The organism is Curtobacterium sp. Curtsp22 (assembly GCF_059492135.1).
Genome location: NZ_CP168519.1, coordinates 309,760 through 335,605 on the forward strand (window position 1 = coordinate 309,760; position 25,846 = coordinate 335,605).

Annotated in this window: 28 protein-coding genes; 13 read left to right on the forward strand and 15 right to left on the reverse strand. The window is 73.4% G+C overall.

Features of this window, described 5'->3' with window-relative positions; translation table 11 throughout:
* Window positions 1-12 precede the first annotated feature (12 nt).
* Both ACEN8D_RS01480 and ACEN8D_RS01485 read right to left on the reverse strand, forming a co-directional pair.
* Window positions 13-1,320, reverse strand: coding sequence for a glutathionylspermidine synthase family protein (locus ACEN8D_RS01480; RefSeq protein ID WP_413398093.1), 1,308 nt, complete (start codon window positions 1,318-1,320; stop codon window positions 13-15).
* The gene (locus ACEN8D_RS01485) at window positions 1,320-1,691 is read right to left on the reverse strand and encodes a tRNA-dihydrouridine synthase (protein ID WP_413398094.1); all 372 of its coding nucleotides are present in this window, start codon (window positions 1,689-1,691) and stop codon (window positions 1,320-1,322) included. The genes ACEN8D_RS01480 and ACEN8D_RS01485 overlap by 1 nt, the downstream gene beginning before the upstream one ends.
* A 112-nt stretch (window positions 1,692-1,803) precedes the next feature.
* Here ACEN8D_RS01485 and ACEN8D_RS01490 point away from each other — a divergent pair, with 112 nt between their 5' ends.
* Window positions 1,804-2,220, forward strand: coding sequence for a YkvA family protein (locus tag ACEN8D_RS01490; RefSeq protein WP_413398095.1), 417 nt, complete (start codon window positions 1,804-1,806; stop codon window positions 2,218-2,220).
* A gap of 136 nt (window positions 2,221-2,356) precedes the next feature.
* Here ACEN8D_RS01490 and ACEN8D_RS01495 read toward each other — a convergent pair whose 3' ends face one another.
* Window positions 2,357-3,034, reverse strand: a complete 678-nt coding sequence (locus tag ACEN8D_RS01495; protein ID WP_413398096.1) for a TetR/AcrR family transcriptional regulator — start codon at window positions 3,032-3,034, stop codon at window positions 2,357-2,359.
* A gap of 104 nt (window positions 3,035-3,138) precedes the next feature.
* Here ACEN8D_RS01495 and ACEN8D_RS01500 point away from each other — a divergent pair, with 104 nt between their 5' ends.
* Window positions 3,139-4,287 (forward strand): epoxide hydrolase family protein, encoded by a 1,149-nt coding sequence (locus ACEN8D_RS01500; RefSeq protein WP_413398097.1) that lies wholly within the window; start codon window positions 3,139-3,141, stop codon window positions 4,285-4,287.
* 255 nt (window positions 4,288-4,542) lie between these two features.
* On the opposite strand, the gene ACEN8D_RS01505 is transcribed toward ACEN8D_RS01500, so the two are convergent.
* Entirely contained in the window at window positions 4,543-6,939 is a 2,397-nt protein-coding gene (locus ACEN8D_RS01505) for an ATP-binding cassette domain-containing protein (RefSeq protein WP_413461356.1), read from the reverse strand.
* 131 nt (window positions 6,940-7,070) lie between these two features.
* Window positions 7,071-7,748: a hypothetical protein gene (locus tag ACEN8D_RS01510; RefSeq protein ID WP_413399549.1), complete on the reverse strand. Its 678-nt coding sequence runs from the start codon at window positions 7,746-7,748 to the stop codon at window positions 7,071-7,073.
* A 109-nt stretch (window positions 7,749-7,857) separates the two neighbouring features.
* Between ACEN8D_RS01510 and ACEN8D_RS01515 the strand changes: the two genes are divergently transcribed.
* On the forward strand, window positions 7,858-8,277 hold the full coding sequence (locus tag ACEN8D_RS01515) for a VOC family protein (RefSeq protein ID WP_413399548.1): 420 nt from the start codon (window positions 7,858-7,860) through the stop codon (window positions 8,275-8,277).
* Here ACEN8D_RS01515 and ACEN8D_RS01520 read toward each other — a convergent pair.
* Window positions 8,258-9,205 carry a methyltransferase family protein gene (locus ACEN8D_RS01520; protein WP_413399547.1) on the reverse strand — a complete coding sequence of 316 codons (948 nt, stop codon included), beginning with the start codon at window positions 9,203-9,205 and terminating at the stop codon, window positions 8,258-8,260. The genes ACEN8D_RS01515 and ACEN8D_RS01520 overlap by 20 nt on opposite strands.
* 152 nt (window positions 9,206-9,357) lie before the next feature.
* On the opposite strand from ACEN8D_RS01520, the gene ACEN8D_RS01525 reads away from it, so the two are divergent.
* Window positions 9,358-9,993, forward strand: a complete 636-nt coding sequence (locus ACEN8D_RS01525; protein ID WP_495601119.1) for an acyltransferase — start codon at window positions 9,358-9,360, stop codon at window positions 9,991-9,993.
* Here the strand turns inward: ACEN8D_RS01525 and ACEN8D_RS01530 are convergent.
* Window positions 9,977-10,114 carry a hypothetical protein gene (locus ACEN8D_RS01530; RefSeq protein ID WP_413399295.1) on the reverse strand — a complete coding sequence of 46 codons (138 nt, stop codon included), beginning with the start codon at window positions 10,112-10,114 and terminating at the stop codon, window positions 9,977-9,979. The two genes, ACEN8D_RS01525 and ACEN8D_RS01530, sit on opposite strands and share 17 nt — an antisense overlap.
* Window positions 10,115-10,202: 88 nt before the next feature.
* Window positions 10,203-11,102 (reverse strand): SDR family oxidoreductase, encoded by a 900-nt coding sequence (locus ACEN8D_RS01535; RefSeq protein WP_309886879.1) that lies wholly within the window; start codon window positions 11,100-11,102, stop codon window positions 10,203-10,205.
* Between the two features lie 85 nt (window positions 11,103-11,187).
* On the opposite strand from ACEN8D_RS01535, the gene ACEN8D_RS01540 reads away from it, so the two are divergent.
* Genes ACEN8D_RS01540 through ACEN8D_RS01550 form a run of 3 tightly spaced genes read left to right on the forward strand, consistent with a single transcriptional unit; the run spans window position 11,188 to window position 12,043 of the window.
* On the forward strand, window positions 11,188-11,523 hold the full coding sequence (locus tag ACEN8D_RS01540) for a DUF3140 domain-containing protein (RefSeq protein ID WP_309779375.1): 336 nt from the start codon (window positions 11,188-11,190) through the stop codon (window positions 11,521-11,523).
* A 24-nt stretch (window positions 11,524-11,547) separates the two neighbouring features.
* Window positions 11,548-11,802 (forward strand): DUF7218 family protein, encoded by a 255-nt coding sequence (locus ACEN8D_RS01545; protein WP_071294860.1) that lies wholly within the window; start codon window positions 11,548-11,550, stop codon window positions 11,800-11,802.
* A gap of 22 nt (window positions 11,803-11,824) precedes the next feature.
* Window positions 11,825-12,043, forward strand: coding sequence for a hypothetical protein (locus ACEN8D_RS01550; protein ID WP_071294861.1), 219 nt, complete (start codon window positions 11,825-11,827; stop codon window positions 12,041-12,043).
* A 3-nt stretch (window positions 12,044-12,046) separates the two neighbouring features.
* Here the strand turns inward: ACEN8D_RS01550 and ACEN8D_RS01555 are convergent, their stop codons facing one another.
* From ACEN8D_RS01555 to ACEN8D_RS01570, 4 genes are read right to left on the reverse strand one after another with little or no spacing between them, the layout of a single operon-like run.
* Entirely contained in the window at window positions 12,047-12,880 is an 834-nt protein-coding gene (locus ACEN8D_RS01555) for a glycoside hydrolase family 16 protein (RefSeq protein WP_413399296.1), read from the reverse strand.
* Between the two features lie 30 nt (window positions 12,881-12,910).
* Entirely contained in the window at window positions 12,911-14,221 is a 1,311-nt protein-coding gene (locus ACEN8D_RS01560) for a PP2C family protein-serine/threonine phosphatase (protein WP_070418747.1), read from the reverse strand.
* A 49-nt stretch (window positions 14,222-14,270) separates the two neighbouring features.
* A complete protein-coding gene (locus tag ACEN8D_RS01565; RefSeq protein WP_092387509.1) occupies window positions 14,271-14,531 on the reverse strand; it encodes a hypothetical protein in 261 nt (86 codons plus the stop codon).
* 26 nt (window positions 14,532-14,557) lie between these two features.
* A complete protein-coding gene (locus ACEN8D_RS01570) occupies window positions 14,558-15,538 on the reverse strand; it encodes an HD domain-containing protein (protein ID WP_413399297.1) in 981 nt (326 codons plus the stop codon).
* A gap of 96 nt (window positions 15,539-15,634) precedes the next feature.
* Between ACEN8D_RS01570 and ACEN8D_RS01575 the strand changes: the two genes are divergently transcribed.
* The gene (locus ACEN8D_RS01575; protein ID WP_495601120.1) at window positions 15,635-16,597 is read left to right on the forward strand and encodes an SDR family NAD(P)-dependent oxidoreductase; all 963 of its coding nucleotides are present in this window, start codon (window positions 15,635-15,637) and stop codon (window positions 16,595-16,597) included.
* Between the two features lie 72 nt (window positions 16,598-16,669).
* A complete protein-coding gene (locus tag ACEN8D_RS01580; RefSeq protein WP_413400278.1) occupies window positions 16,670-17,935 on the forward strand; it encodes a hypothetical protein in 1,266 nt (421 codons plus the stop codon).
* A 156-nt stretch (window positions 17,936-18,091) separates the two neighbouring features.
* Here the strand turns inward: ACEN8D_RS01580 and ACEN8D_RS01585 are convergent, their stop codons facing one another.
* Window positions 18,092-19,318 carry a cobalamin-independent methionine synthase II family protein gene (locus ACEN8D_RS01585; RefSeq protein WP_413400049.1) on the reverse strand — a complete coding sequence of 409 codons (1,227 nt, stop codon included), beginning with the start codon at window positions 19,316-19,318 and terminating at the stop codon, window positions 18,092-18,094.
* Between the two features lie 58 nt (window positions 19,319-19,376).
* Between ACEN8D_RS01585 and ACEN8D_RS01590 the strand changes: the two genes are divergently transcribed.
* Together ACEN8D_RS01590 and ACEN8D_RS01595 are read left to right on the forward strand one after the other, a co-directional pair.
* Complete coding sequence (locus ACEN8D_RS01590) at window positions 19,377-20,405, forward strand: SLAC1 family transporter (protein WP_413461876.1); 1,029 nt, start codon at window positions 19,377-19,379, stop codon at window positions 20,403-20,405.
* A gap of 133 nt (window positions 20,406-20,538) precedes the next feature.
* Window positions 20,539-21,348 carry a DUF1684 domain-containing protein gene (locus ACEN8D_RS01595; RefSeq protein ID WP_413400366.1) on the forward strand — a complete coding sequence of 270 codons (810 nt, stop codon included), beginning with the start codon at window positions 20,539-20,541 and terminating at the stop codon, window positions 21,346-21,348.
* Between the two features lie 191 nt (window positions 21,349-21,539).
* Here the strand turns inward: ACEN8D_RS01595 and ACEN8D_RS01600 are convergent, their stop codons facing one another.
* Together ACEN8D_RS01600 and ACEN8D_RS01605 are read right to left on the reverse strand one after the other, a co-directional pair.
* The gene (locus ACEN8D_RS01600; protein WP_413400209.1) at window positions 21,540-22,100 is read right to left on the reverse strand and encodes a histidine phosphatase family protein; all 561 of its coding nucleotides are present in this window, start codon (window positions 22,098-22,100) and stop codon (window positions 21,540-21,542) included.
* 4 nt (window positions 22,101-22,104) lie between these two features.
* Complete coding sequence (locus ACEN8D_RS01605; RefSeq protein WP_083295328.1) at window positions 22,105-22,821, reverse strand: MgtC/SapB family protein; 717 nt, start codon at window positions 22,819-22,821, stop codon at window positions 22,105-22,107.
* 97 nt (window positions 22,822-22,918) lie between these two features.
* Between ACEN8D_RS01605 and ACEN8D_RS01610 the strand changes: the two genes are divergently transcribed.
* Complete coding sequence (locus ACEN8D_RS01610) at window positions 22,919-24,400, forward strand: reverse transcriptase family protein (RefSeq protein WP_495601121.1); 1,482 nt, start codon at window positions 22,919-22,921, stop codon at window positions 24,398-24,400.
* Window positions 24,401-24,481: 81 nt separating this feature from the next.
* Window positions 24,482-25,705, forward strand: coding sequence for an acyl-CoA dehydrogenase family protein (locus tag ACEN8D_RS01615; protein ID WP_413461851.1), 1,224 nt, complete (start codon window positions 24,482-24,484; stop codon window positions 25,703-25,705).
* Window positions 25,706-25,846: the final 141 nt, after the last annotated feature.

Consider the following 25,846-nt stretch of genomic DNA (forward strand, 5'->3'; position numbering starts at 1 on the left):
CGGCCCCGTCGTTCAGGACGCGGTGATCACGTTCGGCGCGAAGCGGCACCAGTAGTCGGTGATGGGGCCGTCGGACTCGCGGATGCCGACGCCGAACGACTCGCCGTCCACCACCCACGAGCCGAGCACCGGGTGGTTGTGGCCGCGTGACCCGGGGAAGTCCGGCAGCTCGTGGTACTGCTGCCAGACCCGTTCGCCGCCGGTGCCGGCGCGGCGGTACTCCGAGCCGTTCGTCGTCACCGAGCCGTCCGCGCGGTGCACGGCGATGCCGTCGCCCTCGCGCCCGAACACCGGCTTCACGACGAAGTCCGTCATGCCGTTCGGGCCGTCGGCGAACGCCGGCAGCAGGTTCTCGTGGCCCGGGAACAGCCGCCAGAGCGCGACCAGCAGCAGCTTGTTCGACAGGAACATCTTCCACGCGGGCTCGTACCAGCGGCCGAGGCGCCCACGGTCGCTGACGAGGAACGCGCCGAACTCCTGGTCACCGCGGGCGCGGTCGTCCCCGGAGACGAGGTCCTCCCACGGGTAGAGCTTGAACAGGTTCCGGATGACCGGGTACTGCGTGCCGTCCTCGTCGCCGGGCAGCGTGAAGACGCTCCGGGACGAGCCGACGGGCTCGGCGTTGCCCACGAACTGCCGGGCGACCGCGTGCCACCCGATGTCCTTCATCTCGATGCCGGTGTGCTCCCACCCGGCCTCGCCGGCGAGGTCCCGCATGTACGCGACGGTGTTCCAGTCCTCGCCGGCGGTGTCGAGGTCGGAGTGGGCGACGAAGAGTCGACCGCCCTCCTCGGCGCGGAGCGATGCGTGGAGCAGGGTGCGCCAGCGGGCGACCATCGCCTCGTGGATGCCGTTCCACTGGTCGGTGTCGGCGGGGAGCGTCCCGTCGGCGATGCGGTCCTGCAGCCAGTGCCACTGCGTCACCGAGGCCTCAATGAGCCCGGTGGGGGTGTCGCCGTTGTACTCGAGCATCTTCGCGGGGGAGCCGTCGCCCGCGTACGCGAGGTCGAAGCGGGCGTACACGTCCGGTTCGCGCTGCTCGAGCGACCACGCGGCGAGGTCGAAGCCCTCGCGGGTGAGCCCGAGGGTGCCGAGTTCGCCGGAGGCGAGGTACCGGGCGGCCTCGAGGCACATGCGGTGCAGCTCCTCGGTCTGCCGTTCGAGCGCCTCGACCTCGGGCAGCGTGAACACGTACGCCGCGCCGTCGTTCCAGTACTCGACCGCGGTGCCGTCCTCGCGCACCGACCGTGAGTAGATGAGGCCGGTCTGCTGGATCCGTCGCTGCCAGTCCGGGCGCTCGGTGAACTCGACGCGCTCCATCAGCCGCCGAACCCGCCGTGCTCGCCGGACCCGCCGAAGCCGCCCTTCGTCACCGAGCTGCCGCGGGACGAGATGCCCGACTCCGCGGTCTTGCCCGACGGGAGGCTGGCGGTGCCGCCCGACACGGCGTCGCCGACGGCGGGGACCTTCGTCGCCCGGCTGCCGCTGAGCGGGAGGTAGTACCAGCCGGCGTGCCCGCCGTGGTTGTTGCAGTCGTCGTCCGGCAGGCGCTTCTGTGTCGAGTTGTCGCGGCAGATCTTCGCGTAGTCGCTGTCGACCCCGGCCCCCTCCCCACAGCCGGTCAACGACGCGGCGAGGGCTGCGACGACCCCGATCGAGACGACACGGGACGCGCGACGACGAACACTCACGAACGGGAACAGTACCGGGGCGGGCGGCACCGTTCCGGCTCGACACCGCCTTCGCAGCGCGACCTGTCCGTTCGCTCAGCTCCCGCGACACCGTGTCCGCCATGCTCGGGACATGGAGTGGTGGTCGGTCGTCATCGCGATCCTGGGCGGGTTCGTCATCGTGTGGGGCGTCGTGGTGCTCGCCCTGGTGGTCGCCGCGCGTCGATCGGGCGACGGCCTCCGGCTGGTCGAGGCGCTCCGGCTCGTCCCCGACGTCGTGCGGCTGGTCCGGCGGCTCGTCGCCGACCCGACGGTGCCGAGGGGTGTGCGCATCGCCCTCGTCGCGCTCCTCGGGTACCTGCTGCTGCCGATCGACCTCGTGCCGGACTTCCTGCCGGTCATCGGGTACCTCGACGACGCGATCGTCGTCGCGCTCGTGCTCCGGTTCGTCACGCGGCGGGCCGGTGCGGTGGCGTTGGATCGGCACTGGCCGGGTACGCCGGAGGGGCTGCGTGCCGTGCGCGCCGCGGTGGGGCTGTCGGTGTCCTGACCAGGCCGAGACCCGGCCGGGAACGGGCCCCGGACGTGCACGTGGGAACGCGCGCCGGCGTGGGCGTGGGGGCGTGGGCGCGGCGGAGTCGCTGGGGGTGGTGCAGCGCGCGCGACGGTGGTCCCGATCGACCCCGTCAGTCCGACACGGGAGCGAGTTCCTGCGCCCGTGCTGCCGGGGCGCCGAGGACGAGGAGGCTGGTGGTGACCGCGGCCCGCAGATCGAGTGCATCGGCGGAACCCGCTGCATCGGCGGCACCCGCTGCATCGCCGTCGTCCGCTCCGTCGCCGGCATCCGGCGCGTCCGGTGCCGTCGGGCGGCTGTCGTCGGCGATGGCGAAGACGGTCGCGGAGGCGATCTGCCCGAGGGCGATCGCCGGGAGGTGCAGCCCGAAGGCCCCGTCGTCCTGACCCCGCTGGACGAGCACGGCGAGACGCCGGTCCACCGCACCGAGCAGGGCGTGGATCTCGTCGCCCTGCTGCCCGCGACGGAGCGCCAACAGCACCCGGTACCGGTGAGCGAGCGGCCAGAGGTCGGTGACGAACTGCGCCCACGCGGCGTCGGCGGGCGATCCGTCGACGTCGGCGCGCTCGAGGATGGCACCGATCTCCGCTCCCGCTCGCTCGGCCAGCGTTCGGACGAGGTCGGTACGGGCCGGGAAGTGCCCGTAGACGGTGCGGCGGACCACTCCGGCGGCCTGTGCGATCTCGCCCATGCCGGCATCCGGTCGCCGGCCGAGGAGTTCGCGGGCGACGTCGAGGATCCGGTTCCGTGTCTCGTCCATCGCGAGGTCGCGTGCGGATCCGGGAGCCATGCACCGATCATTGCACACTGCTGTGCAATGGGTTACGGTTCCGGTGTTCGTTGCACAACCGTGTGCAACGATCTGCCGCACACCCATCGTGAGGACCGCAGACCATGACCGCATCCACCGCCGTCCGCCCGTTCCGCGTCGACGTCCCGCAGGCGGATGTCGACGACCTCCGCGCCCGTCTGGCCAGGACCCGGTGGCCCGACCCGGAGACCGTGCCGGACTGGTCGCAGGGCGTCCGGTCGGAGAACCTGCGGGCCCTCGTGCACCACTGGCTGCACGACCACGACCCCGTGCGGTTCCAGGAGCGGCTGAACCGCACCCCGCAGTTCCGTACCGAGATCGACGGAATCGACATCCACTTCCTGCACGTCCGGTCCGCCGAACCCGGAGCGATGCCGCTCCTCCTCAGCCACGGCTGGCCGGGGTCGGTCCTGGACTTCGTCGACGTCATCGGTCCGCTGACCGACCCGGCCGCACACGGTGGTGACCCTGCGGACGCCTTCGACGTGGTCGTGCCGTCGCTGCCCGGGTTCGGGTTCTCCGGCAAGCCGACGACCACGGGGTGGGACGTCGATCGCACGGCCACGGCGTGGGCCGAGCTGATGCGGCGACTCGGGTACACCCGGTGGGTGGCACACGGCGGGGACTGGGGATCCGTGGTGACGACCGCACTCGCGGCGGCGCGCCCGGAGGGGCTGGCGGGCATCCACCTGAACACCCCGTACGCCGTCCCCGAGACGATCTCGGACGAGCGGACGCCCGAGGAGCAGCACGCGGTCGACACCCTCGCGCGCTATGCGGGACCGCTCGGCGGGTCGAACCACCTGCAGGGCACGAAACCGCAGACGCCGGGGTTCGCCCTCGCGGACTCACCGGTGGGGCAAGCAGCGTGGATCTACGAGAAGTTCCAGTCGAAGACGGACAACCAGGGCCTCGCCGAGCAGGCCATCGACGTCGACGACATCCTCGACACGATCTCGCTGTACTGGTTCACGAACTCCGCCGCGTCGTCCGCCCGGATCTACTGGGAGAACCGCAGCGTCACGATGGCGGGACCGGTGCTGCACCTCCCCGTCGCCGTGACCGTGTTCCCGCGGGACATCCCGCTCCTGCCGCGCAGGTGGATCGAGGCCGCCTACCCGGACCTCGTCCACTACGGCGAGGCGCCGCGCGGTGGGCACTTCGCGGCACTCGAGCAGCCCGAGCTCCTCGTCGACGAGCTCCGCAGCGGGCTGCGCGGGCTGCGTCGCTGAGGACGGATCGGCCCCGACCGGGTCGGATCAGACGGTCCGGCGCGTCGCGACCGCGGCCCCCACGACCGCGGTCGCGGACGACCGGACTCCCCACACACCGCTCAGCATGCTCCGGTCGCCCCGCGGGTGCATCCTCCTGAGGGATGAAAAGCTGATGGCCACTCAGCGAGCGCTGCGGCTCTCGACCCACACCGGGTCGGACTGGAGGCGCGGTTTGGGCCTGCACCGCGCCTCCAGGCCGTCACCCGGTCGCGTTCACCGCCCCAGCTGCGCGAGCAGGTAGGGCGCGGTCCGACTCGTGGCGGACGCCGCGACCGCGGCCGGCGTGCCGGCGGCGACCACCTGCCCGCCCGCGTCCCCGCCGGCGGGACCCATGTCGATGACGTGGTCGGCCGCCGCGACGACGTCCATGCTGTGCTCGACGACCACGACCGTGTTGCCGGCGTCCGTGAGCCGCGACAGCTGCTCGGACAGCAGCTCGACGTCGGCCGGGTGGAGGCCGGTGGTCGGCTCGTCGAGCAGGTAGAGCGTGTGGCCGGACCGGGCGCGCTGCAGTTCGGTGGCGAGCTTGATGCGCTGCGCTTCGCCGCCCGAGAGCTCCGGGGCGGGCTGGCCGAGTCGGAGGTAGCCGAGACCGACCTGGCGCAGCGTCTCGAGCCCGCGCGCTGCGGCCGGGAGGCCGGCGAGGAACGGTGCCGCCTCGTCGACGGTCATGCCGAGCACGTCGGCGATGCTCGCGCCGTCCCACCGGACCTCGAGCGTCTCGGCGTTGTACCGGGCACCGTGGCACTCCGGGCACGGCGCCCAGCTGCCGGGCAGGAACAGCAGCTCGACGGAGACGGACCCCTCGCCCTGGCACACCTCGCACCGGCCGCCCGCGACGTTGAACGAGAACCGTCCGGCGCCCCAGCCGCGCTCCCGTGCGGCATCGGTGGCGGCGAAGGCCTGGCGGACGGCGTCGAACAGGCCCGTGTAGGTGGCGAGGTTCGACCGGGGCGTGCGGCCGATCGGCTTCTGGTCGACCTGGACGACCCGGGTCACGAGCGGGTGCGAGGCACCCTCGGTGGCCAGGACGCCACCGACGAGCGAGGACTTCCCCGAGCCGCTCACCCCCGTGACCGCGGTGAGGACCCCGAGCGGGACGTCGACGTCGAGACCGTGCAGGTTGTGCAGCGTCACGTCACGGAGCGCCAGCGTGGCGACCGGCTCCCGCGGTGTGCGGACGGCAGGTGGGCCGGCCGGGTGGAGGAACCGCCGCGTCACCGACCCCTCGACGTGCTGGAGACCGTCGACGGGACCGCTGTACAGGACGGTGCCGCCACCGGAGCCCGCGCCCGGCCCGACGTCGACGATCCAGTCGGCCCGTCGGACGATGCTCATGTCGTGCTCGACCACGAAGACGCTGTTGCCGCCGGCGCGCAGGTCGTCGAGCACCTGCACGAGGGACTCGGCATCGGCGGGGTGCAGTCCGGCGCTCGGCTCGTCGAGGACGTACACGACACCGAACAGGCCGGAGCGGAGCTGCGTCGCGATCCGGAGCCGCTGCGTCTCACCGGGGGAGAGCGTCGGCGTCGACCGGTCGAGCGCGAGGTACCCGAGCCCGAGGCCGAGGAGGACGTCGAGGCGCGTGACGAGGTCACCCGCGATCGCGACGGCCACCTCGGTGTGTTCGCCCGAGGACGCACGGGACGTCGCCGCCGAGGCGTCCGTGATCGCGGCGATCGGCCGGAGCACGTCGGCGAGCGCCGTGATCGGCAGCGCGTTGAGGTCGGCGATGCTGTGCCCGCCGACCGTGACGGCGAGGGCCGCCCGGGTGAGCCCGGTGCCGCCGCACAGGCCGCACGGTCCGGACTCGACGTACTGCAGGGCCTTGGTGCGCTGGGTCTCGCTCTGGGAGTCCGCGAGCGTGTGCAGCACGAACTGTCGGGCGCTCCAGAACCGACCGCGGTAGGGCTTGGCGACCCGGTCGCGCTTCGGGTGCACCTCGACCACCGGTTGCTCCTCGGTGAAGAGCAGCCAGTCGCGGTCGGCGCGGGGGAGGTCCCGCCACGGCCGGTCGATGTCGTAGCCGAGCACCGCCGTCACGTCGCGGAGGTTCTTGCCCTGCCAGGCGCCGGGCCACGCGGTGATCGCGCCGTCGCGGATGCTGAGCGAGTCGTCGTGGACCGCGGACGCCTCGGTGACCTCGTGCGCGGTGCCGAGTCCGTGGCAGCGGGGACAGGCCCCGGCGGCGGTGTTCGGCGAGAACGAGTCGGACTCGAGCCGGTCGGCTCCCGGCGGGTAGGTGCCGGCGCGGGAGAAGAGCATGCGCATCGAGTTCGACAGGGTCGTCAGCGTGCCCACGGTGGAGCGGGCACTCGGGGCACCGCGGCGCTGCTGCAGGGCGACGGCCGGGGGGAGGCCCGTGATCGACTCCACGTGCGGGGTGGACCCCTGCGCGATGAGCCGCCGGGCGTACGGGGCGACGGACTCGAGGAACCGGCGCTGCGCCTCGGCGAACACGGTGCCGAACGCCAGGCTCGACTTGCCGGAGCCGGAGACGCCGGTGAAGGCGACGATGCGGTCGCGGGGGATGTCGACGTCCACGTCCTGCAGGTTGTGCTCGCGGGCGCCGCGGACGCGGATGAACTCGTCGGGGCGGGGGTCGGGCATCCTCACGATGCTAGGCCGAGGCGGCTGGGTGCGCGGGGACCGTCCGGTGCTGGTGGTGGGCGGGGACCGTCCGGTGCTGGTGGTGGGCGGGGACCGACCGGTGCTGGTGGTGGGCGGGGACCGTCCGGACGTCATCCCGACCGGCGTCGGTCAGCCGCCGCCAGCGCCCGGCGCATCCGCTCCGCATCGCCGACCGCCCACCCGCCGGAACTCGCCAGCGGCAATTCCGTCATGTGCCGACGCAGGTGCTCCGGGTAGTCCCGCACGACCCGGTCGGGGTCGTCCCGCACCGTGGCGTACAGCGCGGGGCCGTCGGCGTAGAACAGGTCGGCGACGACCAGCCGGCCGTCCGAGCCGCGCATCACGTTCGCCGGGTTGTCGTCGAGCGGACCCCACCACGGCTGCTCCCGGGCACCACGCGCGTGCACGGCGTCGATGTGCTCGGCGAGCGCCGCCACGTCCGGCTCGCGGGCACCGATCGCCCGGTGGAAGGCCGCCCCCTCGGCCGCGGACACCGGCGCGAGGTACTCCATCACCGTGAGGTCGGACCCACCCTCGAGCACGCGGTGGTCGACCAGCACGGGGACCTGACGGGTGTGCGCCGCCACCCGGTAGAGCATCGCCGAGTACGGCCCGGCGGGGTCGAACGGGCTGACCCGCGCCGCGAGCCGACCGGAGGGAGAACGGAACGCGCACGCCCAGTCCCCGGTGCCGCACGGCGTCCACCCGAGGCCCTCGAGTGTCCGGACCACCTCGGTCCACGGCATCTCGGCGCTGAGGTGCTCGTCGTACGCGTCGTCGCTGTCCACCGCCCCATCCTGCACGACCCGCCCACGGGCTTCCGCGCGCGCCGACGGTCTGGGACGATCGACGCGACACGGACGACGGCGCCCGTGCACCATCCGCGAGGAGTCCACCATGACCGTCCGACTCAACCCGTACATCGGCCTCCGCGACCAGGCCCGTGACGCGCTCGACTTCTACCACGGCGTCTTCGGCGGCGAACTCACCGTCAACACCTTCGGCGAGGCCGGGATGGCACAGGACCCCGCCGACGCCGACAAGGTCATGCACGGCCAGCTCGAGGGCGAGAGCGGTCTGCTGCTCATGGCCTCCGACGCACCGACCGGCATGGAGGGCCCCGACGTCAGCAACATCTCGGTGTCCCTCAGCGGTGACGACGAAGAAGCCCTCACGCGCTACTGGAACGGGCTCGCCGACGGGGCGAAGACGATCATCGAACCCCTCACGAAAGCCCCGTGGGGCGACACGTTCGGCATGGTCACCGACCGCTTCGGCGTGACCTGGCTCGTCAACATCAGCGGCGCGGCGGGCTGATCGCGTCCGCCGGGGCGCTCGCCGGGACCGGCCACCGGGGGACCCAGCACCGGACGCGTGCGGCGTAGCGCCGGAAGTCGTCTCCGAACCGGTGGTCGAGGTCGGCCTCCTCGAGCGGGCGGACGACGCAGTTCCAGACGATCGACCCGGCGAGCGCGTACACGACGACCATCCACGAGGTGAGCAGGAGTCCGACGGCGACGCCCTGGGCGATGCCGGCGAGCGCCATCGGGTTGCGCACCGAGCGGTACGGACCGGCGATCACGAGCCGGTTCGGCATCGCGGACGGCAGCGGGGTCCCAGCGCCCTGCGTCGACATCGCCGCTGCGGAGGCGATGCCGAGCGCACTCGCGGCGACGAGTGCAACGGCTCCGGTGACGACGGCTGTGGTCACGACGCCGTCGGGCAGCGTCGGGTGGAGCTGCCAGCGGTGCTCGGCGGCGGCGATGACGAGCGGCAGCACCACGAGGAAGAGCCCCCAGAAGACGGTGATCTGCAGGACGGTGCCGAGGACGTGGCGGCGGCGACCCGCGTCGGGGTCGGCGGTCCGGAACCGCAGCGGGCCGGTCGTCAGCCACTCGGTCGGGACCCGGCCGAGCACGACGAGCGCCAGGGCGAGGGCGGACCCGACGGTCGCGCCGATCATCACGAGCACACCGGCACCGGCCTCGGTCGTCGCGGTGGCCCAGACGGCCAGGGCGGCCAGGACCAGCGCGGTCCACCCGGTCGTGACCGCCGCGGCGGCGCGACTGCCGGCCGCTGCGAGCGCCGATGCCACGACGAAGAGCGGGACGTCGAACACCGCGACGACGACGGGGTCGAGCGAGCCGAGGGTCGCCGACCGGACCCCGGGGAGGGTGCACACCGCGATCCACCAGAGGGCCCCCGCGACCGACTGGACCGCGAAGTACCGTCGGCCCCAGGACATGCGAGCACGGTAGCAGTGGAGGATCCCGGCAGCAGACACCGCAAGAATCGCGCAACGCGCCGGTCCCCGCGTTGTCGACCGTGCTCGAGCCGACCTACCGTTCCGGCTGTGTGCGAGGACGCACACGTCCCCCTGCGAGACCTGGAGGCGGCATGTCCGCACGCACCGCATCTCCGTCCACGTTCGGCTCACGGCTGCGTGACGACGCGATCCACGCCCGCGAGTACACGCTGTTCACGCTGCTGCTCGGGTCGCCGTTCCTGCCGCGTGCGGTACGCCGGTTGATCGCGTCCGCCGCGGGCGCCGACCTCGCGTCGAGCCCCGGCCCGCTGTTCTCACTGACGGGGGACCCGAAGAACCTCGTGGTCGGCCGGGGTGTGTACTTCAACCGGCACGTCACGGTCGAGGCCGTCGCGCCGGTCCGGATCGGCGACCACACCGCGATCGGGATGCAGGTGCTCGTGATGACGAGCCACCACGAGATCGGCGACGACGGGGCGTGGAGCGAGACCGCCTCGGGCCGATCGGTCGACATCGGCGAGCGGGTCTGGATCGGTGGGCGTGCCGTCGTGCTGCCCGGGACGGTCATCGAGGACGACGTGGTGGTCGCGGCCGGGGCGGTCGTCCGGGGGCGGCTCACGTCCCACGGGGTCTACGCCGGGGTGCCGGCGCGACGGATCCGCGAACTCGGCGTCCCGGGCGCAGCCCCCGCACCTGCGGCCGCCGCGGCGGCGACGCCCGCGGCCCCGACCGCGAGCGTCGCTCCGGCGGTCAGTCCTGCCGGTTGATCTGCCCCAGCCAGCGCCCGAACGACGGCTTGCGCTCGTCGCGCAGGACGGAAACCGTCGTCGCCGGCGTGCAGCTTTGCTGGACGTCGACGGCCGTGCTCTCGTGGAGGTCGTGGCTCATGGTGTGCTCCTTCGCGTTCGGTGGTGGATGAGACACCCGGGACGCCCGTTCCATTCCCGGGTGCGTGCAGCCCGTGGGCCGTGCCCGGTCACGGCGTCACCATGCCGCCGTTCACGTTGAGGGTCTCCCCGGCGACGTAGCTCGACTCGTGCGAGGCGAGGAACACGTAGGCGGGCGCGAGTTCGGCCGGCTGCGCGGCGCGGCCCATCGGCGACTCGCTCGACCCGAACTCGGGGAGCGACTCCGGGTCGACGCCGCCGCTCGGCTGCAGGACGGTCCAGGTGGGTCCGGGAGCCACGATGTTCACCCGGATCCCACGCTCGACGAGTGCCTGCGACAGCCCCTTCGAGAGGTTGTTGATCGCGCCCTTCGACGCCGCGTAGTCGAGCCGGTCCGGAGCGGGCTCGTACGCCTCCATCGACGCCGTCGTGGTGATCGTCGACCCCGGCTGCAGGTGGGGGAGCGCAGCGCGGACCAGGCGGAACAGCCCGAACACGTTGACGTCGAACGTCGCCTCGAACTGCTCGTCGGTGAGGTCCTCGACCTCGGGCTGCCAACGCTGCTTGCCGGCCACGCTCACGAGCGCGTCGAGGCCGCCGAGCCCCGCGACGGCCTGCTCCACCAGCGTGGTCGCGTAGGACCGGTCCCGCAGGTCACCTGGCACCGCGACGGCCGTCCTGCCCGCGGCGCGGATCTGCTCGATGACGTGGTCCGCGTCGGACTGCTCCTCCGGGAGGTACGCGAGCGCGACGTCCGCACCCTCGCGTGCGAACGCGATGGCGACGGCGCCACCGATCCCGGAATCCGCGCCGGTGATCAGCGCCTTCCGACCGGCGAGCCGGCCGGTTCCCCGGTAGGTCTCCTCACCGAGGTCCGGTACCGGCCGCATGCGGCTCTGGAGGCCCGGCTCGGCTTGCGTCTGCGGCTCCGGCTGGACGTCGGGGTAGCGGGTGCGCGGGTCGGCTGGTTCGTACTGGTCGCGGGGCATGGTGCGGGTCCTCTCATCGGTTCCCCTCCACGAAACCGGACCCGCTCTGGACCGGTTCCCAGAAGTGCGGTGTTCGGTCGAGGCCATGAGCGACGACGAGCAGCAGACCCGGAAGGACTTCGACGAGGCGGTCAACATGACCGCGTCGGAACTCAGGAAGTGGCTCGACACCGACGAGTCGAAGCAGGTCGGACAGAAGCCCGCCGGCGGCGGCGAATCGACCGGGCACGAGAGCGGGCGGCACATCGTCCGGATTCTCGAGAAGAAGCAAGGCGACTACACGGACGCCGACTACGCCCACATGCGCAAGGTGGTCGGCTACGTCGCGCGACATGCCGAGCAACGTCCGAGCGGCGACGTGCACGGCACCCCGTGGCGGTACTCGCTGATGAACTGGGGCAATGACCCCGAGAAGGGCTGACTGTCTCGGCGTACGGTGTGCGCCATGCCGAACCAACTCAAGAAGCCGGACATGTACGAGGAGCTCCGCAAGGAGGGCAACTCGAAGGAGAAGGCCGCCCGCATCAGCAACGCCGCGGCGGCGCGGGGCGAGCACGCCGTGGCGAAGAAGGGCGGCGAGTCCGGGTCGTACGACGACTGGACCGTGGCGGACCTCAAGCGACGCGCGAAGGAGCTCGGCATCACCGGGTACTCGTCGAAGCGGAAGGCCGAGCTCGTCGAGGCGCTCCGGGAGCACTGACGGCATCTGGCACCATGGAGTCGTGAACGAGACGGGCATGCCGCGCTTCCGACGGATCTGGTCGACGGTGCAGGTGGGCGTGCTCGCCGTGGCCGTCGTGTTCTGCGTCGTGATGCTCGTGATCGGACAGGGCAAGCTCGACCGCGTGTACGCCGTGGCCGCGGTGTTCTTCGGCCTCGCCCTCATCGGGCACAGCACGTACCTGTGGCTGGTCGCGCGGAACGGCCGCGGCCGCCCCTGAGGCTCAGGCGTTCGCGAAGACGCGCACCCAGTCGACCGTCATCTGCTGCGGGAAGCGCGTCGACGCGTCGGGTGACCCGGGCCACGAGCCGCCGACGGCCACGTTGAGGACGACGAAGAACGGCTTGTCGAACACCCACGGATTCGCCCCGACGTCGGCGCGGGTCAGCGTCCGGTACGCCGTGCCGTCGACCGACCACGTGATCGAGTCCGGACGCCAGTCGACGCCGAACACGTGGAAGTCGTCGGCGAACGGAGCCCCCGTGGGGTTCGTGGACGCCGCCGAGATGCCCTGCGCGCCGGAGTACCCCGGACCGTGCACCGTGCCGTGGACCACGGTCGGTTCGTACCCGACGTTCTCCATCACGTCGATCTCGCCGCAGGCCGGCCACCCGACCGACCCGATGTCCGCGCCGAGCATCCAGAACGCGGGCCAGATCCCCTGCCCCCGGGGGATCCGGATGCGCGCCTCGATCCGGCCGTACTGCGCCGTCGAGGTGCCCTCGGTCTTCAGTCGAGCCGAGGTGAACGAACCGTCGGCCTCACGCCGGGCGGTGATCACGAGGTTGCCGGCACCGTCGAGCGCCGCGTTCCGCCGGGAGTCCGTGTAGGTCTGCAGTTCCCCGTTGCCCCACCCGCCCGCGCCGAGGTCGTACCGCCAGACGGCGCTGTTCGGCGCACCGCCTGCTGGCCCGTCGAACTCGTCCGCGGCGAGCAGGGTGCCCGCTGCCGCCACGGCCGGCGTGGAACGGCTCGCGATGCTCGTGCCGACGATCGCGGCGGTGGTCCCGGCGATGCCGGCGGTCATGAACCGGCGACGGTCGATGCGGTCGTCCACGTCGTCCTCCTCGGGTGTGCGCGTGGGTGGTCAGGGTCGGTAGGCGATGCAGAGCACCGTGACGTCGTCGGGGTGCTCGCCGCGGTGGGCGAGCTCGGTGATCCCGTCGACGAGCTGCTGGGGGTGCGAGCGTTCGGCGACCCAGGCCTCGAAGCGGTCGAGCGCGTCGAGGTCCCCGCCGAAGAGGTCGAGCACCCCGTCGCTGACGCTCACGACGACGTCGCCGGGCTCGAGGTCGGTCGTCTCGCTCGACCACGAGGTCCCGACGCCGATCGGCAGGTGCCCGGACCGCAGCGACCGGACCGTGCCGTCGGCACGCCGGAGCAGGCTCAACCCGTGGCCGGCGTCGACCCAGCGGGCGTGGCCGTCGCGGTCGATCCGCACGTGGAAGCACGTCGTGAACTGTGCGCTCTCGACGTCGGATGTCCCGGTCGCCAGGCCGGCGGCCGCTCGACGGACCGCCGTGGCCGCGTCCGGTTCGTCGACGGTGCTGCGCACGAGGGACCGGACCGCGGCGGCGATCATGCCGGCGCCGACGCCCTTGCCCATCACGTCGCCGAGCGTGAAGGCCGCGCCGTCCGGTGTCGGGAACCAGTCGTAGAAGTCGCCGCCGACGGTCCGTGCCGGGATGCACACCCCGAGTGCGTGGAGTTCCGGTGGGAGTCCCTCCGTGGACGCGGGCAGCAGGGACTGCTGGACGAGGGCGGCCCGGTCGATCTCACCCTCGGCCACGCGACGACGACGTTGCGCGGTGCTGAGCCGGACGTCCGCCTGCCGGGCGAGCTCGTTGGTCACGGCCGCCGTCGCGCCGTACACGACGACCGCGAAGGCGAGCCGGACGAGTTCGCTCGGACGCGGTTCGGTGGGTTCCAGCACGTACGGCAGCAGCAGCGTGGCGCAGGTCCCGAGCAGCGGGTACAGCACGTGGCGCCGACCTGGGCTCGCCGCCATCCAGATCACCGGCAGGACGACGACGGCGAGGAACACCGAACGGGTGTCGCCCGTGCCGTACCGGAGCAGCCCGATCGCGATGAAGTCGATCGCCGGGACGACCAGCTCGGCGCGGGCGGCGCCCGGCCAGCGCGCCATGACAGCTGCCGCCAGCAGTCCGCCGAGGGCGAGTGCCACGCCGGTCCACATCCGCGGCGCGTCGGTGACCGGGAGCCAGGGCGTGAGTGTGCTGGTCACCGCGGCGGCCACCACGAGGGCGGCGACGACGGACTGCTTCGCCAGGGGCGCCCACGAGGCGCGGAGCCCGACGAGCGCGATGGGCCCGGTGTCCTCCCGTGCGGTCACGGTCCAGGTCCTGGGGGTCGCGGTCGAGCCGGCCGTGCTGGTCATCGGGTCGAGTCAAGCCCCTCCGGCCCGGCGGGGCAAGCCCGTGCCCGGGTCACCCGAAGTGGAAGGCGAACGGCGCGAGCAACCCCGCGACCCAGACGAGCACCATCACGAGGGCGCCGATCGCGATGAACCGCCGGCGGCGTCGGAGCCTCGGACTCGGTTCGTCGCCCCACATCTGTGCGCGGACGAGGACCCGGTTCGCCTGCTCGACGACCTTGCGCACCTCGGGATCGTCGAGTTCCAGCACACCGTCGCGGGCGTGCTGGGCGATGACGGTCGCCTCGTCGACGGTGAGGTCGTCCTTGCGCATGCGCCCATCGTGGCAGGCGACCCGCGTCAGCGCACCCCGTCGCGCGTCACGGCCACCCGGAGCGGCAGGCCCGCGGCGAGCGCCGCGACACGCGGATCGCGCAGGGGACGCCCACCGACCGTCGGCAGGTCGAGGTAGCCACGGCTGACCGTGTGCCGGAGCGCACCGGTCGGCACGGGTCCGTCGCCGGGGAGCATGCGCCACGCCTGCGGTCGGCGACGCAGGAGGTCGGCGTCGGTTGCGGTGTCGGGGTCGGCGACGAGGCGCGCCCAGACCTCGTCCTCGGTGCTCCGGGCGAGGTCGGTCGGCGACAGCGCACCGCGGTCGAGCAGCCGCCCGACGAGGTCGCGGAGCACGCTCACGGGCACGAGGTTCGCCGCGGAGCGCTGTGCGAGTGCCTCGCGGATGGCCAGGTCGGCCAGCTCGAGGGCGTCGTCCGGATCCGCGTCGACCGTGCCGTCGACGAGCCGCAGGCGACCGAGCAGGACGTGCGGCGGCGTCTGCGTCCGTCCGTGCGCCTGGCCGCTCCGGAGGAACGAGTCCAGGTGGTCGAGCTTCAGTCCGCCCGGGACCGACGTCAGCACCGACGGCACGCGGCCCTCGTCGACCGCGATGACCTGGTCGGCGTCGATACCAGGGACCTCGTCCGCGAGGCGCCGGATCGCGGTTCGTCCGAGGGAGTGGTGCTCGAGGCCGCCCAGACCCTCCAACGTGTGGCTGAACGGCAGGTGCCCGACGTCGTGCAGGAGTGCGGTCGTGCGGGCGAGGTGGTCGTCCGGGGCGAAGGCGGCGACGAGCGCGAGCACCCCGAGGGAGTGTTCGAGCCGCGAGTACGACTGGGTCGTCGTGAGCGCGGCACCGCCGGCGTGGGCGACGAACGCGAGCCGTCGCACCGTCCAGGTCTCGAGCAGTCGTCGTTCGAGCGGGGTGAGCCGCACCTCCACCCGCCAGAGCGGATCGAACCAGACCCCGTCGATCCCGAGGGTGTCCACCGCGTCCCCGTGCACCGTTCCCCCTCGTCGCCTGCCCCTCGACGCTACCGGACCCGCCGTGCTGCACGTGCCCTGTGCGGGGACGGAGCCGCGACCGCGTACCAAGGACCCATGGCACATCGGTTCCGCGGGAAGATCGTCGTCGTCACCGGAGCATCGAGCGGGATCGGCAGGGCAGCCGCGCACGAGTTCGCACGGCAGGGCGCGACGCTCGTGCTGGCCGCCCGCAGCCACGACTCGCTCGAAGCCGCCGCCGCCGAGTGCCGGGCGCTCGGGGCCGAGGCCGTCGCGATCCCCACGGACGTCGCCGACGAGCACGCCGTCCGCGACCTCGTCGCGACCACCACGACCCGCTTCGGACGGATCGACGTCTTCGTGGGGAACGCCGCCCTGTTCGTCTACGGCCTGTTCGAGCAGACCCCGACCGAGGCCTTCAAGCGCGTCGTCGACACGAACCTGTACGGCCACCTGCACGCGATCACCGCCCTGCTCCCGCACTGGAAGCAGCGGGGCGAGGGCACCTACGTCCTCGTCGGCTCGATCCAGTCGCTGCTGTCCGCGCCGTACCAGTCCGCCTACGTGACGAGCAAGCACGCTGCCCTCGGCCTGGTCGACGTCCTCGGCGACGAGTTCGCCGGCACGGGCATCCGCTTCGCCGCGCTCCTGCCGTCGACCATCGACACGCCGATCTACCAGAACGGCGCCAACTACACCGGCAAGACCTCGCACCCGTTGCCGCCGACGGTGTCCGTCGAGCGTGCCGGCCGTGCGGTCGTCCGGACGGCACTGCACCCCAAGCGCTACCGGTTCGTCGGCCGGATCCAGGCGTCGCTCGTGCCGCTGCAGTACGTCTTCCCCGGGCTGTTCCACAAGATCACCAAGCCGATGGTGCAGACGTTCGCGCTCCGCGGCACGGGAGCACCGACCGACGGCAACCTCTGGACCCCGGCCGACGCCGGCAACGCGACGAACGGCGGCTGGGTCGCGAAGCGCCGCCGCGTGACCCGGCCGCTGGCCTGGGCGGGCGCGGCTGCGGTCGTGGGCGCCGTGCTGCTCGGGCGCGCCCGTAGGTGACCGGAGCGGCCGTGTCCGACCGCTAGCCTGCTGCTCGCGAGCACGTCGGGTGCTCGTGGATCGGGGGACCGCATGGCCGACGCAGGACCGGCGACACGGGTCGACGTCGACACCGAGGACGCTGCCCGGGCACGTGCACGGTCGCACCGCGCGGGCTCGAAGGCGGGCAGCGGACCCTGGACCACCGTGCTCGTCACCGCGTGGATCGTGCTCGTCGTCGCCTTCGTCGCGATCTCGGTGTTCGAGAACGCCTTCCGGGACCGGGCGGTCGGCGCCTCGTTCCTCATCGCATCGGCGTGGACGCTCCCGCCGCTGCTCGTCCTGCACGGCATCCACGCCGCCGTCGTCCGTCCCGGCGGGCCGCGCGCCCGCCGTCGTGACGCCCCCTTCGACCGTGCCGCGGCCCGGGTGGTCGCCGAATCGCGTGCGGCGGGGTTCCCGGACCTCGACGTCGCCGCCTTGGTCCGGATGCTCCGATCGGCGGACAACGGCCCCGATCCGGGCACGGGCGAGCGTGGGATGCCCGACTGGCCGCTCCTCCGCTGGGAACTGCCGCTCGCGCCGCCACAGCCCGGTCGGTTCGTCGTCGCCGAGCGCAGGAGCGGACCCGAGCGCAGGAGCGGACCCGAGCGCGGGAGCGGACCGGAGCGCACCGTGCTGACGTTGGTCGAGCATCCGACCGAGCCCCCCGTTCCCCGGACCGCGCCGTCGGTGGCGGAGCACCTCGGCACGATCGTGCTCGGGGCGTACCGACCGGACGCGCCGGCCCCGTTCACCGCCTCGCGCATCGGCGGTGCCCCCGCGGTGCCCGAGGGATGGGAGTGGCCGCTGTGCGCCCACCACGACGAACCGATGCAGTTCACCGCCCAGATCGAACACCGGGAGACGCTCGTCAGCGTGTTCGTGTGTCAGTTCGACCCGGGGACGTGTGCCTCGTGGGAGCCCGACAGCGGCGCGAACGCGGCGTTCGTGTTCTCCCTCCGAGGGCTGCACCTCGCGGCCGGACCCGTCTCACCGCACGGCGATCCCGACGACCCGGAGCCGGCGTCCCCACCGCTCCTCGCCGACGCGATGCTCCTCCGGCACGTGCCGGTGCCGATGGTCCACGACGACGAGGACCCCGACCGAGTGCTCGCGGCCGCCGCCGCCGAGGGGGTCCTCGTCGCGGGCCAGTACGGCGGCGTGCCGGAGTGGATCCAGGACGACGAGACCCCCGCGGGCACCGAGTTCGTCGCCTCGATCGAACCGGGTCCGCTCGGGTTCGACCTCGGCGACGCCGGCCGGGCGTACGTCTTCAGCGACGGCGCGCGGGCGTCGGTGCTCTGGCAGACCTCCTGAGCTCCGACGTCGCTCTCGGGGAGACGCGACCGCCTGCGGGCCCGGAGGCGCGGGTCGGGCCCGCACCGCGCCTCCAGGCCGTCCCGTGCGAGCGTCCGCACACCGTGTCAGGCTGCGCGGGCCGCACCGAGCGCGGAACCTCGAACGCTGCGACCGCTAGAAGAGCGTCGCGCTCGCCCGGCGCGCGCCCTCGCCGAGGGACTCGAGCTTCGCGGCGGCGATCTGCGGGTGGATGCGGCCGCCGAGGCCGCAGTCGGTGCCGGCGATGACGCGCTCCCGGCCGACGACCGAGGCGAACCGCTCGATGCGCTGCGCGACGAGGTCCGGGTGCTCGACGACGTTCGTGGCGTGGCCGACCACGCCGGGCACGATGACCTTGCCGTCCGGCAGCGCGACGTCCTGCCAGACGGTCCACTCGTGCTCGTGGCGGGCGTTCGCCGCCTCGAACGAGTACGCGCCGGCGTCGATGTCGAGCATGAGGTCGACGATGTGGCGGAGCTCGATGTCGGTCGTGTGCGGACCGTGCCACGAGCCCCAGCAGAGGTGGAAGCGCACGCGCGAGGTGTCGAGGCCGCGCAGCGCGTGGTTGAGCGCCTCGACGCGGATGCGGGTGAAGGCGCGGTAGTCCTCGATGCTCGGCTCCGGGTTGATCTGGTCCCAGTTCTCGGCGATCGAGGGGTCGTCGATCTGCAGGACGAGGCCGGCGTCGAGGATGATCCGGTACTCCTCGCGCAGGGCGTCGGCCCAGGCCCAGATGTGCTCCTCGTCGGTGGCGTAGTACTCGTTCGCGACCCGCGCGGCGGACCCGGGGGAGAGCGCCGTGATGAAGCCGTTCGCGGCGCCGGCCGCCTCGACGGCGTGCCGGAGGTTGGCGGCGTCCGTCCGGGCTGCCTCGTACCCGGTGTACGCGATCGGGCCGGTCGTCGTCGGGAACGCGGTGGCGTTCCTGCCCGTGCCGATGCCCGAGCCCGGGTCGGTGTAGGCCTCGCGGAAGATCGTCCAGTCGCGGCGGTCCGGGAAGCTCGTGAGCCGGACCCTTCCGGGCTCGGAGCGGACCGGCTCCTGCGTGAAGATGTCCTCCTCGGTCAGGCTGAGGCCGCTGACGCGCTGGAACGAGTACCCCCACCAGGCGCCGTAGTCGACGCTGTTCGACATCGCCTTGCCGAACTCGCCGTCGCCGGGCTGCGTGATGCCGAGGGCGGTCTGGCGGGCGACGACGTCGTCGACCGCGGCGCTCGTGAGCGCACGGACCTCGTCGGTGGTCTCCAGCGTGAAGCCGTCGGCGGCGAGGGGCCGGGCGGCGTTCGCGGCGATGAGCTCCGGCGTGCGGGGCAACGAGCCGGCGGTGGTGGCCTGGACGTGGTCGGTGTTCTCGAAGGACATGCTGCCCAATCTGGCACGGGGGCCCCGGGAGCGGTCCGACTCGGGAGAATGGGACACCGTGCCCCGTCCCACCACCCGCATCCCGCTCAACACCCTCGCCGTCCCGTTCGGCCTCGCCGGCTTCGCCGAGACCTGGTCCTACGCCGCCCCCGTCCTCGACCTGCCGACCGTCCTCCCGCAGGTCTTCTGGGGCATCGCCGCCGTCGCCTGGACCTGGCTGCTCGCCGCGCACGCCGTCCGCGGGGTCCGGGTGCGCGCGCACGACCGGCTCGTCGACCAACTGCGGCACCCCGCGCAGGGTCCCCTCGCGGCACTGGTCCCGGCGACCGCGATGCTGCTCGGGGTGGACCTCGCGCACGGCTGGCCGGACGGCGGGAGGGTGCTCGTGCTCGTCGCCGTGGCGGTCGCCGCCGGGTTCGCCGCCTGGCTCCTCGCGACGTGGTTCGAGGGTCGGCTCGCCCTCGAGTCGGTGCACGGCGGCTACCTCCTGCCGACCGTCGCAGCGGCGCTCGTCGGCTCGGTCGCCACGCACGAGGTCGGGCTCACCTGGCTCTCCTGGGCCTGCTTCGGCGTCGGCGTGTTCTTCTGGGTCGTGATGACCGGGCTGCTGCTCATCCGGCTGTCCTTCCGCCCCGCGCTGCCCGCACCGCTCGTGCCGACGATGGCGATCCTCGTGGCACCGCCGTCGGTCGCCACGGTCGCGGTGTTCGCGCTGACGGACGACGTGCTCACGGTCCCGGTGCAGGCGATCACCGGGCTCGGCGTGCTGCTCGTCGCGGTGCAGGTCGCCCTGCTGCCGCGGTACGTGCGGCTGCCCTTCTCGCTCGGGTTCTGGTCGTTCGTGTTCCCGGCGGCGGCGGTCGCGACGGCCGCGATCGAGTGGCTGCGGGTGCTCGACGTGCGGTGGGCGTGGATCCCCACCGCGGGGGTGCTCGCCCTGCTCTCGGTGCTGGTCGCGGTCGTCGGGTCGCGGTCGATCGCGCTGGCCGTGCGGCACCTGCTGCCCCAGGCGGAGGGCGTCCTGCAGGCCGCCGACGACGAGGACGCCGAGCCGGGCCCCGTGACGGGCGCGACCCGGACGGTCTGAACGCGACCACGGTTCGGGAGGCGCGGTGCGCGTCCGACGCGCACCGCGCCTCCCGAGCCGGTCGCGCACACCGCGTGACGTCCGGAGACGACGTGCGTCGCCACCCGGCCGTGACACGACGTACCGTCGTGGCATGACCACGACGACGCCGACCGCAGCCGACTTCCGCTCCGAGTGGGCCGCGTGGCACGACGCCCACGAGTCGGCCCGGGCGAGTGCGCACGGCTTCCTCGCGATCACGAGCATCCGGTGGCTGACGGGCACGCCGGAGCGCTTCGAGGACGCGCCCGGGGCGTGGTCGACCTCGGAGGCGGGACCGGTCGTCACCCTCGACGACGGCGAGTCGATCGAGGTCGACGGCGTCGCGGTGACGGGTACGCACCGGTTCGGTCCGCTGCCCGAGCGGTCGAGCACGACCATCGCGTGGCAGGACGGCGACGAGCGGGTCGCCATCGAGGTCGCCCGGCGTGGCGGCAGTGACGTCCTCCGACCGCGGCACCCCTCGAACCCGACGCGGACCGGGTACACCGGGACGCCGTCGTACTCGCCGGACCCGTCGTTCGCGGTCGCGGCGCACTTCGAGCCGTTCGACACGCCGCGCTCGGTGACCGTCGGGTCGGTCGTCGACGGGCTGCAGCACGTGTACGAGGCGCCGGGCGTGCTGGCGTTCGACCTCGACGGGCCGCGGTCGCTCCTGGCGTTCAACGGGTACGGCGACGGGCTCCTGGTGCTGTTCACCGACCGGACGAGCGGCGTGACCACGTACGCGGCCAACCGGAGCCTGGACGTCCCGGCGCCGGACGCGTCGGGCGCGACGACGATCGACTTCAACCGGGCGACGAACCTGCCGTGCGCCTACACGCCGCACGCGACCTGCCCGTTGCCGCCGGCGGAGAACCGGCTCGACGTCGCGGTGGAGGCGGGGGAGCAGCTGCCGGCGTGACGCGGCGGGGCGGCGCGGCGGCGCGGCGCGGGGTGCAGGCGCGCGGTGTTCGACACCGCACCACCGGATCGACGCGCGGAACGTCGCACCATGCACGTGCATCGGATGCGCGGGCATCGTCCGACACTCCACCAGGTGATCGACGGGCGCGATGTCGCAGCATGCACACGCACCCGCGGGCGACGCCCGGCTCAGGGCACCTCGACGCGCGCCCAACCACTCGTCGCCCGCCACGCGCCCGGGTCGAACGAGAACACGCTGCCCATCCCCGGCTGGTCGAGCGTCCGGGTGACCGGCACGCCCCGCAGATCGGCGAGCAGCAGCGCCCCGACCGCACCGTGCGACACGATCGTGACGTCGCCGGCGTCGGTCAGCGCCCGCACGGCACGGACGATGCGGTCCTGGGCGTCGACGGCGCGCTCCCACCCGCGCACCGAGTCCTCCGGCGTGGCGAAGAACGCGTCGACGACCCCGTCGAACTCCGCGGGCGGCAGGTAGCCCGTCGCGCTCCGGTCGATCTCACCGAGCGCGGGGTCCGTCGAGGGCACGAGCCCCACGGCCTCCGCGAGGATCGCCGCCGTGTCGACCGCCTTCTGCTCGGTGCTCGACACGATCCGCTGGACCCCGGGGTCCCAGGCGACGGCCGCGGCTCCGGCAGCGCGGGCACGCCCGTCGGGGGAGAGCCCCCACGACTCGATCGGCCGCGCGGGGTCGACGACCACCTCGGCGTGGGTCAGGAAGAACGAGGGCACGGCGTCACTCCAGGTCGTCGGCGGCCGACGGGTCGACGACCCGGACACCGTCGACCTCGCCGATCCGGGCGATGAGCAGGGACCCCTCGGCCCGGCCGGCGACGTCGATCCGGACCGCGGTGGCGTCGACCCGGTCGGTGTCCTGCCGCACGAGCCGGGCGACCCGCCACCCGCCGGCCGTCGCGAGGGCGAGCACGTCCGGCAGCACCCCGCGGCCGGCGTCGTAGACCACGTCGAGCGTCATCGACTGCTCGGCGGAGCGGGACAGCGCCCGGACGATCGCGGTGTAGCCGAACACGACGACGAAGTGCAGGGCGGTGACGACGAGTGCGAGCAGCCAGAGACCCGCACCCGCGGCCATGCCGATCGCCGCGGTCTCCCACACCGCGGCGGCCGTGGTGAGGCCCCGGACGGCTCCGCGTCGGGTGAGGATCAGCCCGGCGCCGAGGAACCCGACCCCGGAGACGATCTGCGCCGCGACGCGCGAGGGGTCGAGCACGACGTGGTCCGGCACGAGGACGTCGCTGAACCCGTACTTGCTCACGAGCAGCATGAGGGCCGACGCGGTCCCGACGATCGCCTGCGTGCGGATGCCTGCGCTCTTCGACCGGAGCTGCCGCTCGAGGCCGATGAGCGACGCGAGGGCGAACGCGAGCAGGACCTCGCCGATCTGGACCCACCCCTGTCCGGCGAGGGGCTCGGTGAGCTGTTGGATCGTCACGCCGACCGACGATACGCCGGCACCCGGCGGACGGGAGGCGCGGTGCGGGCCCGACCTGCGCCTCCCGTCCGTCAGCGGGTCGCCGTAGGGTGAGCGCGTGGAGTTCCCGGGGGAGGCGGCCGACGCGCGCGGCGCGTCGACCTCTCCGGGGTCACCCCGGGGCACGCAGGACCAGCAGGACGACACGCCCCGAGCGGGACGGCGCGCTCCGCGCGCGACGCCGCACGGAGGCACCGACGGGTCCCCCGGGAACCCCACGCCCCTGACCGTCGCCGGTGCCCTCGCCGACGCGTTCCTGACCGCGGAGCACTGGGGACCGGACGACCTGACCGCCGCCGGCTGGGCGGTGGTCGGCGTCGAGCGCGCCTACGTCGGGCTCGCGGTCGCGGCGGCCCTCGCGGCACACCCGCGACCACCGGTCGACGCACCGCGACAGCTCGCGGCGGTGCTCGAGGCGTCGCCGCGCCTCGCCGAGCTGCACCGCGCACGCGAGGCGCGCCGACCGGTCCGGGTCGTCGCGCGCCGGGCGACCGCGGTCCGGGCGCGTCCGGAGACCGCGAGCCGACTGCTCGTCGACACGCTGCCCGAGCTCGCGCGCGAGCTCGACCTCACCGTCGGGCGGCTGCTCTGGCTCGCCGACACCCGCTCGTGGAACCGGCGACCGGGGCCCTCGAGCCCGCTCCACCACCACCGCTGCGAGTGGATCCGTCGACCCGGACGCACGCCGCGCCTGCTCGAGAAGCCGATGGACATGCTCCGCCGGACGCAGCGGACCATCCTCGACGAGCTCCTCACCGCGCTGCCGGTGCACGACGCGGCGCACGGCTTCGTCGGTGGTCGGAGCGTCGTGACCGGAGCCGCGGCGCACACCGGGCGGCAGATCGTCGTCACGGCCGACCTGACGTCCTTCTTCGCGAGCGTCACCGCGCCCACCGTGTACGGGGTCTTCCGCGCGGCGGGCTTCGCGGAGCCGCTCGCACACGTCCTCACCGGGGTGTGCACGCACCGGGTGCCGGTGCACGTCCTCAGCGCGATGCCGGACGGCGGCAGCCCCGAGGAACGGCAGGCGCTGCGCGCGATGCTCCGCGAAGCGCACCTGCCGCAGGGCGCACCGACCTCACCGGCGCTGGCGAACACCGCACTCCGGCACCTGGACGCGCGGCTCGCGGGGTGGGCGGCCTCGGTGGGCGCGGTCTACACGCGGTACGCCGACGACCTGACGTTCAGCGGCGACGAGCGGCTGGCGGCCCGACCGGACGCGTTCCTCCGCGGGGTCGACCGGATCGTCACGGAGCAGGGACTCCGGTTGAACCCGTCGAAGACCCGGGTGCGGCGACGGGGCACGCGGCAGTCGGTCACCGGGGTCGTCGTCAACGACCGGACGTCGCCCGGTCGACGCGAGGTCGACCGGCTGCACGCGATCCTGCACAACGCCGCCGAGCACGGACCGGCATCGCAGAACCGTGCTGGGCACCCCGACTTCCGGGCGCACCTGCTCGGGCGGATCGGCTGGGTCGAGCAGGTCCACCCCGGACGCGCACGGCGCCTGCACGAGGAGTTCGCCCGCATCACGTGGTGATCCCGGGCCGTCTCCGTGCGGGTGTGACGCCGGGTTGCAGCGGGCAGGGGCACGACGCCCGACCGCCGGTAGCGTGCCGCCATGTGCCCGAGTGAGATCCCGGCCGACGCCCGCTACGAGGAACTGATCGCGCCGCTGCGACCGGTGATCGAGCGGATCGCCCTCGACGCCCGGCAGCGGGAACGCGAGGAACGGCTCGCGACCGACCAGCTCGGGTGGCTCGTCGACGCCGGGTTCGCGCGCTGGCGCACCCCGGTCGAGTGGGGCGGGGTCGGGGCCCGGCTGTCGGACGTGTTCCGGGCGGTCGCCGAGATCGCCGAGGTCGACCCGAACCTCGCGCACGTGTGGCGGAACCACTTCTCGTTCATCGAGGACCGGGTGCACGCCGAGGGGAGTGCCTCCGACCGGACGATCGTCGAACGCCTCGGTGGTGGGGAGTTCGTCGGCGGTGGGTGGAGCGAGACGCCGAACCCGGCCGGAGCGGACATCAGCACGCGGCTCACCCCGGACCCGGACGGCGGCTGGCGCGTCACCGGCCGGAAGTTCTACTCGACGGGGAGCATCTACGCCCGGTGGATCACGGTGCTGGCGCTCGACGACGCCGGAGCACGGTTCGTCGCCCTCGTGGACGCCCGCGACCCGGGCGTGCGGATCGGGGACGACTGGGACGGGTTCGGCCAGCGCATCACCGGCAGCGGGAGCGTGACGTACACCGACGTGCACGTGCCCGACGAGCGGGTCCTGCCGTACGCGACGCGCTACCCGTACCAGGAGCAGTACTACCAGACGGTGATGCACGCGATCCTCGTCGGCATCGGGCGTGCGGCCCTCCGCGAGGGGATCGAGGCGCTGCGCTCCCGGCAGCGCGGGCACCACAACGGCACGACCACGGACCCGACCGCCGACCCCGAGCTGCTCAGCACGATCGGCACCGTCGCGGCGCGGGTGTACGCCGCCGACGCCGCGTTCACCGCGAGCCTCGGACCGGTGGACGCCGCCGTCGACCGCCACACCGGACTCCGGGCGGCCGGGGCGGACCCCTCGACGGACCCGGTGCTGCGCGCCGCGCTCGAGCGGAGCTGGATCGCGGTCGCCCAGGCGCAGACGGTGGTCACCGACGCCGTGCTCGACGCGACGACGCTCGTCTTCGACGCCCTCGGGTCGAGCGGCACGTTCCGCTCCCTGGGGCTCGACCGGCACTGGCGGAACGCCCGGACCCTGGCGTCGCACAACCCGCGCGTGCACAAGCGGCGCATCGTCGGGGACCTGCTCGTGAACGGCGCCAGCCCGCTCGACCGCGTGTAACCCGCCGTCACGAGGCGCAACCCGACGACACCTGCACCCGCCGGGGCCGCGCTGCCCCGTACGGTCGTCGGCAACGGCCCGCCCCGGCCGCTGGGGGGGCGCCGGTGGCGGGCCGCTCTGCACGCGTACGGAGGGACCACC

Bases quoted from the DNA above. Each gene is read 5' to 3' on its own strand.
- ACEN8D_RS01545 (WP_071294860.1), top strand. From the start codon at position 11,548: ATGCCGAACCAACTCAAGAAGCCGGACATGTACGAGGAGCTCCGCAAG.
- ACEN8D_RS01500 (WP_413398097.1), top strand. From the start codon at position 3,139: ATGACCGCATCCACCGCCGTCCGCCCGTTCCGCGTCGACGTCCCGCAG.
- ACEN8D_RS01575 (WP_495601120.1), top strand. From the start codon at position 15,635: ATGGCACATCGGTTCCGCGGGAAGATCGTCGTCGTCACCGGAGCATCG.
- ACEN8D_RS01615 (WP_413461851.1), top strand. From the start codon at position 24,482: ATGTGCCCGAGTGAGATCCCGGCCGACGCCCGCTACGAGGAACTGATC.
- ACEN8D_RS01495 (WP_413398096.1), bottom strand. From the start codon at position 3,034: ATGGCTCCCGGATCCGCACGCGACCTCGCGATGGACGAGACACGGAAC.
- ACEN8D_RS01530 (WP_413399295.1), bottom strand. From the start codon at position 10,114: ATGAGCCACGACCTCCACGAGAGCACGGCCGTCGACGTCCAGCAAAGC.
- ACEN8D_RS01480 (WP_413398093.1), bottom strand. From the start codon at position 1,320: ATGGAGCGCGTCGAGTTCACCGAGCGCCCGGACTGGCAGCGACGGATC.
- ACEN8D_RS01585 (WP_413400049.1), bottom strand. From the start codon at position 19,318: ATGTCCTTCGAGAACACCGACCACGTCCAGGCCACCACCGCCGGCTCG.
- ACEN8D_RS01490 (WP_413398095.1), top strand. From the start codon at position 1,804: ATGGAGTGGTGGTCGGTCGTCATCGCGATCCTGGGCGGGTTCGTCATC.
- ACEN8D_RS01565 (WP_092387509.1), bottom strand. From the start codon at position 14,531: ATGCGCAAGGACGACCTCACCGTCGACGAGGCGACCGTCATCGCCCAG.
- ACEN8D_RS01515 (WP_413399548.1), top strand. From the start codon at position 7,858: ATGACCGTCCGACTCAACCCGTACATCGGCCTCCGCGACCAGGCCCGT.
- ACEN8D_RS01525 (WP_495601119.1), top strand. From the start codon at position 9,358: ATGTCCGCACGCACCGCATCTCCGTCCACGTTCGGCTCACGGCTGCGT.
- ACEN8D_RS01535 (WP_309886879.1), bottom strand. From the start codon at position 11,102: ATGCCCCGCGACCAGTACGAACCAGCCGACCCGCGCACCCGCTACCCC.
- ACEN8D_RS01540 (WP_309779375.1), top strand. From the start codon at position 11,188: ATGAGCGACGACGAGCAGCAGACCCGGAAGGACTTCGACGAGGCGGTC.
- ACEN8D_RS01505 (WP_413461356.1), bottom strand. From the start codon at position 6,939: ATGCCCGACCCCCGCCCCGACGAGTTCATCCGCGTCCGCGGCGCCCGC.
- ACEN8D_RS01520 (WP_413399547.1), bottom strand. From the start codon at position 9,205: ATGTCCTGGGGCCGACGGTACTTCGCGGTCCAGTCGGTCGCGGGGGCC.
- ACEN8D_RS01560 (WP_070418747.1), bottom strand. From the start codon at position 14,221: ATGACCAGCACGGCCGGCTCGACCGCGACCCCCAGGACCTGGACCGTG.
- ACEN8D_RS01580 (WP_413400278.1), top strand. From the start codon at position 16,670: ATGGCCGACGCAGGACCGGCGACACGGGTCGACGTCGACACCGAGGAC.
- ACEN8D_RS01595 (WP_413400366.1), top strand. From the start codon at position 20,539: ATGACCACGACGACGCCGACCGCAGCCGACTTCCGCTCCGAGTGGGCC.